Origin of the sequence: Klebsiella sp. WP4-W18-ESBL-05 (assembly GCF_014169075.1) — a bacterium.
Classification (GTDB): domain Bacteria; phylum Pseudomonadota; class Gammaproteobacteria; order Enterobacterales; family Enterobacteriaceae; genus Kluyvera; species Kluyvera ascorbata_B.
On sequence record NZ_AP022057.1, the window covers coordinates 534,755 to 548,068 of the forward strand.

The window sequence follows — 13,314 nt, forward strand, 5'->3', positions numbered from 1 at the left end:
TGGCGATGTCGTTACATCGCCTTTTTCATATTATTATCGTTTCATTTTATGCAATGAATGTGTTGATCGTTTCATAATCGGCAACTACAATTACTGTATAAACATCAGGGGGTGGTATGAACAAGAAGCAAAACTCACAAGTAGTGCTACTGACGCGTGGACAGGTTGAAGCTTTGCAACGCATTCAGGAAGAGGAGCGTAAACGTTCTGAATTTGGCATTCAGCCGTCAATCCATGAAATTGCACGCAAGCTGGTGGATAAGGCGCTGAGTTATCACGGAGGCGCTTTCTGATGGCAAAAGTATCGTTAACAGCACTCCTTGGATTTACTGGGATTACTGGTGGTGCAAATAACGTCCGCAATCCCCAAAAGCCAACACCTCGACAGCGGGAAAAATCCATGAGCAAAAAAGAGCGTAGCTTTGCACATCTTGATGCTGCAGCTAATCAAACGATTGTTGTGCAGGACCAGCAGCAAACCCAGACTCTGAAACCAGCAGGTTCTTACCGTATTTCCAGTCAGCATAGCCGTGGGCATAACGTTGCAATTTCAGAGGAAGGGAAGAATAGCCCTGTTCTGGCGGTTAAGCTGTTACGTGAAACGAAACTAAGCTCCAGTAAAATCCGCGCCCGCCTTCGGGAAGAGCCTGCGGCTTTATCAAAGTTCACGGCAGATTTCATGGAAGAAAATATGCCCGGCTGGGAATTTCTCAACGATGAGGAAAAATCCAGAACTGCCATGCAGCTATCCATCCGTGATAATGATCAGAACGGTTATCACGCTTCCCGGAATCGTGCATCTCAAACGCTTAAATCGCTTGAAGAACCACTTACTGACGATGAAAAGCAGGCGATGATCGAAAATCTTCGTCTGGACCAAAATGCTTCCGATCCTGATACACCGGATAATATAGCGGCCAGAAAACAAGCTGACGATGAATATCAGGAGCAGGTTGCCAGGGCTATTGTTGCCAGAAACAATCAAATGCGTTCCACCGGTGTGTTCTTACCAGGCGATACCCGTACAGCTGGTGGTAAGCCCTCCGCACCTCGAAATGAGTTGCAGATGATTAAGGCTGGTCTTAAATCCGGGGCTATCGTGGTTTCCCTGCCCTCAAATGGAGAAATCCATCCATGAATTTCAGCCACCTGAATAACAGTCCCATGGCTGTGGCAGGTGGCCTTTGGGCCTCTGTCACCCCGGTAACAAATGATGTTGCTGCGTTGTCAGTGCATTCAGAGGCCCACTATATTGCGAGCAGCAAACCAGCTAAACACAACCCCATACTTGCTCTCCGTCTTATTGAACAGGGCATACCTCACCAGAAAGCAATCAGTCTGCTGGAGAAGTCCCCGCGAGCACTAAGCAATTATACCGTTCGGAAAATGGAACGTTTCTGCCCCGGCTGGGAGCTGATGACTGAAGAGATGCAGAATATGGAGGCGTATCTCCATAGTGTCAGAACCAGCGATGGAAATGGATATCTGGCTTGTATGAATGCGGCCACAGCGGCATTAAATAAATTTATAGAGCCGGTAACGGCTGAAGACTTTATCCTGGTGGGAGATAGTGCTGATGTCTAATTCATTTGATTTTGAGCTGGTGGCTGACGATAAGGTCAGTGGTGCAATTGAGCGTATTAATGAATCACTGAATGACTTGCAGCCGAAGCTGGATAAAACCAGAACGGGGCTGCAATTCGGTGGGCAGGAAACACTGGATGGTTTGAACGGGTATAACTCTCGCCTTGATCTAATGGCTCAAAGTGCCAGAGATAATGTGCAGTATATCGGTGATATGGTCCCGCCATTAAAAATGGTCGGAGATGTTTCCAGAAAACTTGAGGGATTGGCAAAGATTGGCCTTGTTGGCGGTGCTATCGGCGGTGTCGCCTACGCCACTGGAAAACTGGCTGAAAGCTATCGGGAGGCGGCTCGTGAAGCTTACAACCTTGACGTATCGTCTAAAAACGCTGGGATGCGGGTGGATGACTTCTCACGCGTGGCTGGTGCGTTGCAGTTTGTCGGCGCAGATAGTGAGAGTGCAAGAGCATCAGTCGAGAGTTTTGCAAAGGCGCTGAAGGAGGCAAGTAGCGGCAGCAATCAAGGAATAATGGGAGCTTTTGCGATGATTGGCGTGGAGATACAGAAAAATAAGGACGGTTCTGTTGATACGCTGAAAACGTTACAGGAGATTGCGCGTATATTTCCAACGCTGCGTCCAGAGCAACAGAAGTCCTTTGGTGATGCAGTGGGCTTTACTCCTGACATGCTGGCCTTAATGCGCGAAGGGGCCAGGCTAACCGAGATTCTTACAAAAGCCGATAAAGTTGGTCTGACTGTTGATCCCGCGCTCAATAAGCAATTGACGGACTTTAACTCAGCAATAAACGAGGTCAGCGCCTCATGGGATGGCTTTAAGTCTAAAGTCGAGCGTAAAATTTACTCACACCTTGATAATAACGGCATAACGGATACTGTTCGTGGCGCGTCCGATATGCTTGAGAACAACTTCGACAATATCTCAATTGGCCGCTTCTCGGGACAAAACAAAGGGGATGATTCTGCATTAATGCGCCGAGCATTGCGCGACCCTGAGTTTATCAAACAGCTCGATGGGAATGAAAAAAACCAGCTGACTGCTGGCGTTATGACTGATCAGGCGAGAAATAAATACCGCAGACATTATTATAACCAGGACAGGTCACAACAATTACTGGACGATATGTCTGCCATTACCCGCCCTGAGGTTCCTGGTAGAAACAATGTGCCATATAACCAAGGGGGGCAGTATGATTCTATTTTTAGCGATGCTGGCAAAAAATGGGGAGTCGACCCGCGGCTACTCAAAGCCATTATGATGCAAGAATCTGGTGGCAATCCTAACGCTATTAGTGATGCTGATGCTCGTGGGTTAATGCAGATAATCCCCCAGAACTTCAAAGCCACCGGGATAACGGACTGGAAAGACCCAAACCAGAATATTAATGCCGGAGCACAAATTTTATCTGAAAACTTACAGAGGTCAGGTGGCGACGTACCTCTGGCGCTTAGATATTACCACGGAGGATATGACCGCCGTCGATGGGGACCAAAGAATCAGGCTTATCCATATGCGGTCCTCGATAATTACCAGCAAATTATTAAAAGTGAAGCCCGCCAACGTGACGGCTTTCCAGATATCCCTATTAATGGGCAATCTGCAGGTTCAGGCATTTTGCAGCCAATTCAGAATGGGAGCCGTAGTGAAAGTGTGCTCACTGATAACCTGGCTCGTTCGCTTAAAGAGGCAATGTCCGATCAGACGCTGAAGCTTGAAATCACCATGGTCAATGACAAGGGTGAACGTAAGACCTACAACGTTGAGAATAATGGGCGGATCACTACGCCAATGAATTATTGATACCTATAGGCACTCAGGAGGTGACCGTATATAAAAATGGGTCCTTCCTGAGACTTTTGTAAGGCACGGGCATTGCGCGCCGCAGTGTTTTCCTAGCTACAGGTTTTGAATTTGATTGACACTTTACACTAAGGTTTTTCCGGTTGCTGGGTTGTTAACTCCCTTGAGCGGCAAGGGATTACCGGGAATAACCGCCGATCCTGATTGACAGTCAGGTTGACACTTTCTGTCTGAAAAGTGTCAACCTGACAGAAAAAGTGTCAAGTAGCTGGCGTTTTACAGTTTGATTGACAGTTTCCCGCTGGTGGGTTGACACATTGCCTGCCAATGATAATTACCCAGGAGAAAAAAATATGTTGCTGATGAGTGTGAGTCAGTACGCTAAACACGCAGGGCTAAGTCGTCAGGCCCTTTACAACTGGGAGGCTAAGCAAGGTTTCCCCGCACGAGTGGACGGCAAGATTGACCAACTGGCCTGTGATGCTTATCTGGCCCGGTATCGTAGTAGTAGCGACCCGCGTACAAAGAATGCAAAGAGCAAGCCCATATCGGCCAAGGGGGTAAAGTCGATGGGGCGTGAGCCGGTGGATATGAGCGTGAGCGAGATAAAGCGCATTATGGCTGGCGACGCTAACAAAGCGACCGGAATGGTTCTGGAAGAGCATGCTCAACTAGCCGCGCAAGCAGTGGGCTTGTTTTTGAGTAAAGGTCCGAATAATCCCCCTATCACGTTTGGTGGTTACCGCTTGTCGATTGTTGAAACGCCAGCTCATGAGGTCGGGCAGATCATTGCTGGTGGTGCGTTCGGCCTGTCTGCTGACGATGTGATTTTTGAATGCCGGGATTACACTCTGGCACTAATGAGTGATGAGATCGAAGAAACAGCCATGCGGAGGGTAACTCCTTCGCTACTGTACGCCCTGGCCGACTACAACCACTAAAGCAAAGTGTGCCTGCAGGCTCCTGTTTGCCAGCCTCCGGGCTGGTTTTTTTGCGTTATTGCTCCATGAGTTCGGATCACAAAAGGATACTATCATGTTGAAACAGGCAAAAATCGAGGCTGTGATTGAAGAATTGGCACGCCAGCAGGGGCACGAGCTTAATGCCGCCGATATGCTGGAGATTCGTTGCCGTGTGGCCTGTACGCTAGCGGCCAAAGAACGGCACCGCCGGCGCATGACAGCACCCGAATACCGATGGCGCAAGCCTGATAAATTACGCCGTTGAAAGAGGTTTCGCCCTTAAAGCACCAGCACTGTTCTGGTGCTTTTTTGTTGGTCCAGCCAAACATGTATAAACATCTGTATAAACAATAATAAAAAAGGCGCGTCCCCATGCCGAGTAGCGCCTTCTTAAACAACAACTTAACTGATTAGTATCAGTTCATGCCGTATTTTTTCAGTTTCTTACGCAGAGTACCGCGGTTGATGCCCATCATCAGGGCTGCGCGGGTCTGGTTACCACGGGTGTATTGCATCACCATGTCCAACAGGGGCTGTTCTACTTCAGCCAGTACCAGCTCATACAGGTCATTAACGTCCTGACCGTTCAGTTGAGCAAAATAGTTCTTCAGTGCCTGTTTAACCGAGTCACGCAGGGGTTTTTGGGTTACCTGATCCTGAGAGTTAACGGTAGAAACGGTCAGTACGTCAGAATTTACGCGTTGTTCGAACATAGTTCTGTCAGCTCTTTATTTCTATTACGCAAAATTTTCGAAGTATGCCTCCAACGCCTCCAGCTGTTCGCTGGCATCCTCAATGGCGTTGAATGTGCGCCGAAACTGGTCATTTGGAGCGTGCTCCTGGAGATACCAGGAGACGTGTTTCCGCGCGATTCGGTAGCCTTTTGCTTGACCATAAAAGTCGTGCAGTTCCCGAACGTGCGCACAAAGCAAGCGCTTAACCTCTGCCAAAGGCAGCGGGGGCAGCAGCTCCCCAGTGTCCAGATAATGCTGGATTTCCCGAAAGATCCAGGGTCTTCCCTGAGCCGCACGGCCTATCATCAGGGCATCAGCCCCCGTATAGTCGAGTACAGCTCTGGCTTTAAGCGGGTCAGTAATGTCACCATTCGCGATAATCGGAATGGAAACGTTCTGCTTAACTGTCCGAATGCTGTCGTATTCAGCTTCTCCGTTAAACAAGCAGGCGCGAGTGCGTCCGTGAATAGTCAGAGCCTGAATGCCACAATCTTCAGCCAGTTGGGCAATCTCTACACAGTTACGGTGTTCAGGAGCCCAGCCAGTGCGAATCTTGAGTGTGACAGGAACGTCCACCGCCTTTACAACCGCGTTCAGGATAGCCTTCACCTGATCCGGGTATTGCAGTAGGGCTGAGCCTGCGAGCTTGCGATTCACCTTTTTTGCCGGACAGCCCATATTGATATCAATAATCTGGGCGCCGCTTTCCACATTAATGCGGGCGGCTCCGGCCATTTCTTCAGGATCGCTACCGGCGATTTGCACCGTGCGAATACCTGGCTCATCCACGTGCACCATCCGTAGCCGGGACTTGTCGCTCTCCCACACCTGTGGGTTGGAGGACATCATCTCTGATACGGTTAGGCCTGCCCCCATCTCGTAGCACAACGTCCGGAATGGTCTGTCAGTAATGCCAGCCATGGGCGCTGCGATCAGGCGATTTCTGAGCTGGTGTTGTCCGATGCGCATGAGTTAAGAAATGACCATACTGTGACTGCAAGGCGGCGTATATTACGCATTTTTTGCACGAGATGAAAGGCCAAACTTTGAGCAATCAGATGTTGTAGATCAATGAATCTCAGTCCTGAAAGCGATTCGAAGATAAATTTCTATATTAATCATAAAATTAAATAAAAGTGGATGATTTGTGCGCATTGATAAAATCATCAAACTTCTCTCGCATTCTTACGTAATGGCCAACGTCTGAACGATAAAACGATGATATTATGAACAATATTGAAGAGCTAAATGAGATCTGTCTCGCATTTATGGCGGGGAAAAGAGAGCAGGTAGGGGAAAATGCGGCCCGCAGGCCGCATTGAGAGAAGATTATTTTTTGCGTCCGGTAATCCGGCACCACTCTTCTTTTTCGACTACAGCATCGAGGTCGAAAAGGTCGGCGTACGCTTCGCACACGCTTTCCGCCTGGCTGGCGAGAATACCGGAAAGGCCCAGCAGGCCGCCTGTAACCGGCAGTACGCTGATTAATGGCGCCAGCTCGCGTAACGGGCCGGCCAGGATGTTAGCGACCACCACGTCGGCTTTCATGGCTTCTGGCTGGTCCTGCGGCAGATACAGCTCCAGACGCTCAGAAACGCCGTTACGCTGGGCGTTATCGCGGCTCGCCTGAATAGCCTGCGGATCGATATCGATCCCGATTGCGCGCGCGGCACCCAGCTTCAGTGCGGCGATCGCAAGGATCCCTGAACCGCAGCCGAAGTCGATCACGGTTTTACCCGCCAGATCCAGACCGTCCAGCCACTGCAGGCACAGAGAGGTTGTTGGATGGGTGCCGGTGCCAAACGCCAGACCCGGATCGAGCATGACGTTGACCGCGTTCTCGTCCGGCACGTCGCGCCAGCTTGGGCAGATCCACAGACGTTCGCCAAAACGCATGGGGTGGAAGTTATCCATCCACTCGCGTTCCCAGTCTTTGTCTTCCAGCTGTTCGATTTTATGCGCAAAGCCTGTGCCCAGCAGCGGATGCTGTTCCAGGAGGGCAACGACCTCTTTCATGTCGGTTTCTGCGTCGAACAGGCCGATAACGTCGGTATCGCCCCACAGGCGAGTTTCACCCGGCAGCGGCTCGAAGACCGGCGTGTCATGCGTATCCTGGAAGGTGATGGAGACCGAACCGGCTTCCATCAGCGCATCGCTAAGATCTTCGGCATTCTCGCCGGTTGTGTTCAGTTTCAGTTGGATCCACGGCATGGCAAAACTCTTTATTTATCAGTAGAAATTACGGCAGCCTGCGGTGCTGGGTGACCAAAACGGTTCCCGACCACAAACGCCAGCAAACTTAGCAGTAACGAGGGCACAATCGGATGGAAGCCCAGGTACTGAATCTTAAACGTCGCCAGCACGGCGTAAAGTACGCCGCCGACGATCATCGCGCTTAATGCACCGGCGGCGTTCGCGCGCTCCCAGTAGAGGCCAAGCACTAGCGGCCACAGGAATACGGCTTCCAGCCCGCCAAAGGCCAGCAGGTTCAGCCAGATGATCATCTCCGGCGGTCGCCAGGCGGCCAGCATCATCAGAATGCCCAGTACCAACGTGGTCCAGGTTGAGATGCGTTTCAGGCGGTGTTCGTTATGTATTTTAGTCGGCTGCGAACTGAGCCACAGATCTTTAACGATCGTCGCCGACGCCTGCAAGAGGTGGGCGTTTACGTTCGACATAATCGCCGCCATCGGTGCGGCAAGAAACAGGCCGGCGGCCCACGGCGGTAGAACCTGTACCATCAGCGTCGGGATCACCAGATCCGGTACGGTGAGGTGTGGTAGCACCGCACGCCCGAGCGCGCCCGCCAGGTGCATCCCCAGCATCAAAATTGCGACGACGATAGTGCCGATAATAATCCCGCGGTGCACCGCCTTACTGTCTTTATAGGAGATGCAGCGAACGGCAGTATGCGGCAGGCCAATCACGCCAAAGCAGACCAGTACCCAGAACGAGGTCATAAAGGTTGGCGTCAGGATATCGTCCGCACCGTGTGGAGAGACCAGCTGCGGGTTGATCTGTTCCAGCGTATTGACCGCGTTATGCAGACCACCGGCGGCATGAACCACGCCAACCAGCAGCACGATGGTGCCAATCAGCATCACCATCCCTTGCATGGTGTCGTTGAGCACGCTGGCGCGGAAGCCGCCAAAGGCGGTGTACAGTGCGATGGTGATACCAAAGATCAGTAGCCCGGTTTCGTACTTAATCCCCGCTGCGGTTTCCAGCAGCCGCGCGCCGCCGATAAACTGGACGGCAATCGCCCCCACAAACGCAATCAGCAGGCTGATACTGGCGATCCAGACGACAGCACGATTCTGGTAGCGAGCCTGCAGCATGTCGTTAAGGGTAATGGCATTATAACGGCGCGCCAGAATGGCGAATTTCTTGCCCAATACCCCCAGCGATAGCCAGATAGTCGGCACCTGAATCAGCGCCAGCAGCACCCAGCCTAGCCCGTATTTATAGGCGGCGCCTGGCCCGCCGATAAACGAGCTGGCGCTGATATAGGTGGTGGTCAGCGTCATTGCCAGCACAAAACCGCCCATCGAACGGCTACCGAGAAAATACTCGCTGAGGAAGGAGCCGGTGCTGCGTTTACGCATGGCGTACAGCGACAGGCCGAACACCACGAACAGGTACAGCACCAGGACAACGATAATCTCAGTTTGCATCGTTATCCTCCAAAGGAATATCACGGAAGATAAAGCGCACCATCAGCCAGCAAAGAAGGATAAACACCAGCGGCATCAGCAGGCAGGCCATTTCAAACCAGCGCGGCAGGCCGGTGAAGCCCTGCATTGAGCTTGGTATGTAAGCGCTTGCTAACCATGCTGCAAGATAAAGAAGGGTTAGCCCCAGCGCCCAGCGCGCCTCTTTATGGGCCTGAACAAAACGCTTGTCCATTTTTTGTCCCTTGTGGATGAAGAAAGCGGGGATTGTACCGCAAGGAAAAGATGAGGGGAGAGAAAAACAAAAAAGGCCGGAAAATCCGGCCTTTTGCTGCGAGAACAGGATTATTTTTCCTGCAATCCGAGTTTTTTCTCCAGATAGTGGATGTTAGTACCACCATGCTGGAAGTTCTCGTCGCTCATAATACGCATCTGCAGATCAACGTTGGTTTTGATACCGTCGATGATCAGCTCCTGCAGCGCATTCTTCATGCGAGCAATCGCCACGTCACGGGTCTCACCGAAGCAGATGAGCTTGCCGATCATTGAGTCATAATACGGCGGTACGGTGTAGCCGGCGTAGATATGAGATTCCCAACGAACGCCAAAACCGCCCGGCGCGTGGAAGCGGGTAATTTTACCCGGGCTTGGCAGGAAGGTATCCGGGTCTTCGGCGTTGATACGGCATTCCACCGCGTGGCCGCGAACCTGAACTTCTTCTTGCTTGATGGACAGCGGCTGACCGGCAGCGATACGCAGCTGCTCTTTGATCAGGTCAACGCCGGTGATCATCTCGGTAACCGGGTGCTCTACCTGGATACGGGTGTTCATTTCAATGAAGTAGAACTCGCCGTTTTCGAACAGGAACTCGAAAGTACCTGCACCACGGTAGCCGATATCCACGCACGCTTTCGCGCAGCGTTCGCCGATGTAGCGACGCAGTTCCGGGGTAATGCCCGGCGCTGGTGCTTCTTCGACGACTTTCTGGTGACGACGCTGCATAGAGCAGTCGCGTTCAGCCAGATAGATAGCGTTGCCCTGGCCATCAGCCAGCACCTGGATCTCGACGTGGCGAGGATTTTCCAGGTATTTCTCCATGTACACCATGTCGTTGTTGAAAGCAGACTTCGCTTCCGCTTTGGTCATGGCAATGGACTGCGCCAGATCGGCATCGCTGCGCACCACGCGCATACCGCGACCGCCGCCGCCGCCGGAGGCTTTTATAATGACCGGGTAGCCGATGCGTTTCGCATGTGCGCGGTTAGCGTCCATGTCGTCGCCCAGCGGGCCGTCAGAGCCCGGAACGGTTGGTACGCCGGCTTTCTTCATCGCGGTGATTGCAGACACTTTGTCGCCCATCAGGCGAATGGTGTCGGCTTTCGGGCCGATGAAGATAAAGCCAGAACGTTCAACCTGCTCGGCAAAGTTGGCGTTCTCAGAGAGGAAGCCATAGCCTGGGTGAATCGCAACGGCCCCGGTGATCTCAGCGGCGCTGATGATAGCCGGGATGTTCAGATAGCTTTTTACGGACGGAGCCGGGCCGATACAAACCGTCTCATCCGCCAGCAGTACGTGTTTTAAATCGCGGTCCGCAGTGGAGTGTACAGCGACGGTCTTAATGCCCAGTTCTTTACAGGCACGCAGAATACGCAGTGCGATCTCGCCGCGGTTCGCGATGACAATTTTATCCAGCATCTTCGCCTCGTTACTCGATGACGACCAGAGGCTCGTCAAATTCAACCGGCTGACCGCTTTCTACCAGGATTGCTTTCACAGTCCCTGCTTTGTCAGCTTCGATCTGGTTCATCATTTTCATCGCTTCAACGATGCACAGGGTGTCGCCCACGTTAACTTTCTGACCAATTTCCACGAATGCTTTAGCATCCGGGCCTGGGGTGCGATAGAAAGTACCAACCATCGGGGAACGTACGATGTGACCACTGATTTCAGCTTTAGCCGGAGCTTCAGCTGCAGCTGGTGCTGCCGCGACAGGTGCCTGCTGTTGCATTACAGGCGCTGCATAAGCCTGCTGCATCACTGGAATGCCGGTGTTCGGTGCTGAACGGCTGATGCGTACAGACTCTTCGCCTTCAGAAATTTCCAGTTCGTTGATGCCAGACTCTTCGACCAGCTCGATCAGTTTTTTAATCTTACGAATATCCATGAGTGGGTTCCGTACTCTTTGTTTAGTTTGATTGTGACAGGCGTTTTACCGCCGTCTGTAAAGCGTATGAATAGCCGTCAGCCCCGAGTCCGCAGATAACGCCGGAAGCGATATCAGACAGATACGAGTGATGGCGGAATGGTTCGCGCGCATGAACGTTGCTCAGGTGAATCTCGATAAACGGGATGCTCACCGCCAGCAACGCATCGCGAAGGGCAACGCTCGTGTGCGTGAACGCGGCCGGATTGATCAGGATATAGTCAATATTGTCTTTAGCCTGATGAATACGGTCGATGAGGACGTACTCGGCGTTGGATTGCAGGCTATCGAGCGTGACGTTCAAGGCTTCGGCTTCCGCGTTTAAGCGGCTTACGATCTGGGAAAGCGTCAGCGTGCCGTACTTCTCTGGCTCACGGGTGCCTAACATATTCAGGTTCGGGCCGTTCAAAAGCAAAATGCGAAACTTGTCAGTCATTGTGCTGCTATCTCCTGCAATTCTCGGGTAAAAAACAAAATATACCTTCGATGCGCGATTGTCACCTTTTCAGAGGCTTAAAACCCCCTCCAGGAAAACCAAGGTCGCACATTATAACTATTTCGTAGCATTTGGCAGCTAAATACTGGTCTTATCAGGGAAGATTATCAACCGCTATCGTGTAAAGAACGTCTGACTATAAGTGAATTGTGGTAAACCGCACATATCGCGACATCATCGCCACCATTGGCGAAACTTCTTGTATCGGCAGGCCAACAGCACGATGGCGCACCCAGCGTAGAGAAGCGGCTGGGGTGAGATTATCTTCACCGACCATAGGTAATGTATCGGCGCGAGGATCGCGACAAGATAGACGAAATTGTGCAAAAGCTGCCAGCGCCGACCTAATTTTCGCTGCATAGCCTGAGTAGAGGTCACCGCCAGCGCGAGCAGGATTAACCAGCAGGCGAAACCCAGCAACAAATACGGCCGGGTAACAATCTCCTGCCCTAATAGCGACACATTGCGGATGCCGAGCTCCAGTAAACTGTAGCTGGTCAGGTGAATCGTCGCCCACGCAAAGCACCACAGCCCCAGTAATTGGCGCGTACGAATCAGCAGCGGCTGTTTAGCGTAGCGCGCCAGCGGAGCGACTAACAAGGTCGCCAGCAGTAATTTCAGAGCCATCCTACCGGTAAAATGCTGAATATCCTTCACCGGGTCGGCGCTAAGCTGGCCGTGAGAAACCGCCCAGAACAGCCAGACAAAGGGCAAAAATGCCGCCAGATGCAGGAAAACTTTCAGCCAGATAACCTGTTTAGCCGTTAAACGCATTAAAAGTTCTCCCGCAGGTTCATGCCGCGATACAACGATGCCACTTCATCGGCATAGCCGTTAAACAGCAGCGTCGGCTGGCGTTGGACGTCGAGGATGCCGCCTGCGCCAATAAAACGCTCGCTGGCCTGCGACCAGCGCGGATGATCGACGTGTGGGTTAACGTTGGCATAAAACCCGTATTCATCCGGCGCCGCCAGGTTCCACGTAGAATGAGGCCGCTCGCGGGTGAGCATAATGCTGACGATCGATTTAATGCCTTTAAAACCGTATTTCCACGGCACGGTCAGGCGGATCGGTGCGCCGTTTTGCGGCGGCAGCGCTTTGCCGTAGACGCCTACGGTCAGCAGCGTCAGGGGGTGCATCGCCTCGTCGAGGCGTAACCCTTCTATATAAGGATACGCGAGGCCGCCGCCGATAAAGCGGTCTTTTTGTCCGGGCATGGTTTCCGGCGAGTAGAGCGTTTTGAAGGCGACATATTTGGCGTTGCTGGTGGGCTCGACGGCAGCCAGCAGCTTATGCAGCGGGAAGCCAATCCACGGAACCACCATCGACCAGGCTTCAACGCAGCGCATACGGTAAATTCGCTCTTCCAGCGGAAAACGTTTTGTCAGAGAGTCATGGTCAAGCGTTAAGGGTTTCGCGACTTCACCGCCGATGGTCAACGTCCACGGGTTGGTCGGCAAGCTTCCGGCGTTGGCCGCCGGGTCGGCTTTATCAAGGCCAAACTCATAGAAGTTGTTGTAGCCGGTGACTTTATTTTCCGGCGTTAACGTCAGCTTATTTTGCCATTGTGTGGGCTGCGTGAAGGTCAGCGGCGCACCGGAGGGGGCGGCGGGACGGTCATTACCTTTAAACCAGTCGGTGAGGCTGGAGGCGTGAAGCGGAAACGAGGCCGTGGCGGCGCCGAGGCCTAGCATTTTCAGCACCTGGCGGCGCTTGAGCATAAACACGGACTCGGCCGTGACGTCTGCTTCGGTCAGTTTTTTGTAGCTCATGATGCACTCCGTCATGCTTTTTTTCTAAGCATGACGGAGGCAACGGGTTAATGCGAATATGTCACGAAAAATT

General features: G+C 52.3%; 16 protein-coding genes. 6 read left to right on the plus strand and 10 right to left on the minus strand.

Annotated elements, in window-relative coordinates:
• The first annotated feature begins 116 nt into the window (after positions 1-116).
• The 6 genes from H7R58_RS02620 to H7R58_RS02645 all read left to right on the plus strand — a co-directional run bounded on the left by H7R58_RS02620 (position 117) and on the right by H7R58_RS02645 (position 4,630).
• The gene (locus H7R58_RS02620; protein WP_172952670.1) at positions 117-293 is read left to right on the plus strand and encodes a hypothetical protein; all 177 of its coding nucleotides are present in this window, start codon (positions 117-119) and stop codon (positions 291-293) included.
• Positions 293-1,138 carry a hypothetical protein gene (locus H7R58_RS02625; RefSeq protein WP_182929933.1) on the plus strand — a complete coding sequence of 282 codons (846 nt, stop codon included), beginning with the start codon at positions 293-295 and terminating at the stop codon, positions 1,136-1,138. Before H7R58_RS02620 ends, H7R58_RS02625 begins: the two co-directional genes overlap by 1 nt.
• Entirely contained in the window at positions 1,135-1,584 is a 450-nt protein-coding gene (locus H7R58_RS02630; RefSeq protein WP_182929934.1) for a hypothetical protein, read from the plus strand. Before H7R58_RS02625 ends, H7R58_RS02630 begins: the two co-directional genes overlap by 4 nt.
• Positions 1,577-3,403 carry a transglycosylase SLT domain-containing protein gene (locus H7R58_RS02635; RefSeq protein ID WP_182929935.1) on the plus strand — a complete coding sequence of 609 codons (1,827 nt, stop codon included), beginning with the start codon at positions 1,577-1,579 and terminating at the stop codon, positions 3,401-3,403. Before H7R58_RS02630 ends, H7R58_RS02635 begins: the two co-directional genes overlap by 8 nt.
• A gap of 353 nt (positions 3,404-3,756) precedes the next feature.
• Positions 3,757-4,344: a hypothetical protein gene (locus H7R58_RS02640; RefSeq protein WP_182929936.1), complete on the plus strand. Its 588-nt coding sequence runs from the start codon at positions 3,757-3,759 to the stop codon at positions 4,342-4,344.
• 94 nt (positions 4,345-4,438) lie between these two features.
• The gene (locus H7R58_RS02645; protein WP_181512337.1) at positions 4,439-4,630 is read left to right on the plus strand and encodes a hypothetical protein; all 192 of its coding nucleotides are present in this window, start codon (positions 4,439-4,441) and stop codon (positions 4,628-4,630) included.
• A gap of 151 nt (positions 4,631-4,781) precedes the next feature.
• Here H7R58_RS02645 and fis read toward each other — a convergent pair whose 3' ends face one another.
• The 10 genes from fis to msrP all read right to left on the minus strand — a co-directional run bounded on the left by fis (position 4,782) and on the right by msrP (position 13,241).
• Positions 4,782-5,078: a DNA-binding transcriptional regulator Fis gene (gene fis, locus H7R58_RS02650; RefSeq protein WP_000462905.1), complete on the minus strand. Its 297-nt coding sequence runs from the start codon at positions 5,076-5,078 to the stop codon at positions 4,782-4,784.
• A gap of 24 nt (positions 5,079-5,102) precedes the next feature.
• Positions 5,103-6,068, minus strand: coding sequence for a tRNA dihydrouridine synthase DusB (dusB, locus tag H7R58_RS02655; protein ID WP_106927353.1), 966 nt, complete (start codon positions 6,066-6,068; stop codon positions 5,103-5,105).
• Between the two features lie 360 nt (positions 6,069-6,428).
• Entirely contained in the window at positions 6,429-7,310 is an 882-nt protein-coding gene (prmA, locus tag H7R58_RS02660) for a 50S ribosomal protein L11 methyltransferase (RefSeq protein WP_106927351.1), read from the minus strand.
• Between the two features lie 11 nt (positions 7,311-7,321).
• On the minus strand, positions 7,322-8,773 hold the full coding sequence (gene panF / locus H7R58_RS02665) for a sodium/pantothenate symporter (RefSeq protein ID WP_106927349.1): 1,452 nt from the start codon (positions 8,771-8,773) through the stop codon (positions 7,322-7,324).
• Positions 8,763-9,005, minus strand: a complete 243-nt coding sequence (locus H7R58_RS02670) for a YhdT family protein (RefSeq protein WP_106927347.1) — start codon at positions 9,003-9,005, stop codon at positions 8,763-8,765. Before H7R58_RS02670 ends, panF begins: the two co-directional genes overlap by 11 nt.
• A 110-nt stretch (positions 9,006-9,115) precedes the next feature.
• The gene (gene accC, locus H7R58_RS02675; RefSeq protein ID WP_106927345.1) at positions 9,116-10,465 is read right to left on the minus strand and encodes an acetyl-CoA carboxylase biotin carboxylase subunit; all 1,350 of its coding nucleotides are present in this window, start codon (positions 10,463-10,465) and stop codon (positions 9,116-9,118) included.
• Positions 10,466-10,475: 10 nt separating this feature from the next.
• Positions 10,476-10,934: an acetyl-CoA carboxylase biotin carboxyl carrier protein gene (gene accB, locus H7R58_RS02680; RefSeq protein ID WP_106927343.1), complete on the minus strand. Its 459-nt coding sequence runs from the start codon at positions 10,932-10,934 to the stop codon at positions 10,476-10,478.
• Between the two features lie 22 nt (positions 10,935-10,956).
• A complete protein-coding gene (gene aroQ, locus H7R58_RS02685) occupies positions 10,957-11,409 on the minus strand; it encodes a type II 3-dehydroquinate dehydratase (RefSeq protein ID WP_106927341.1) in 453 nt (150 codons plus the stop codon).
• Between the two features lie 234 nt (positions 11,410-11,643).
• On the minus strand, positions 11,644-12,243 hold the full coding sequence (msrQ, locus tag H7R58_RS02690; protein WP_182929937.1) for a protein-methionine-sulfoxide reductase heme-binding subunit MsrQ: 600 nt from the start codon (positions 12,241-12,243) through the stop codon (positions 11,644-11,646).
• Complete coding sequence (gene msrP, locus H7R58_RS02695) at positions 12,243-13,241, minus strand: protein-methionine-sulfoxide reductase catalytic subunit MsrP (protein WP_106927337.1); 999 nt, start codon at positions 13,239-13,241, stop codon at positions 12,243-12,245. The genes msrQ and msrP overlap by 1 nt, the downstream gene beginning before the upstream one ends.
• Positions 13,242-13,314 lie beyond the last annotated feature (73 nt).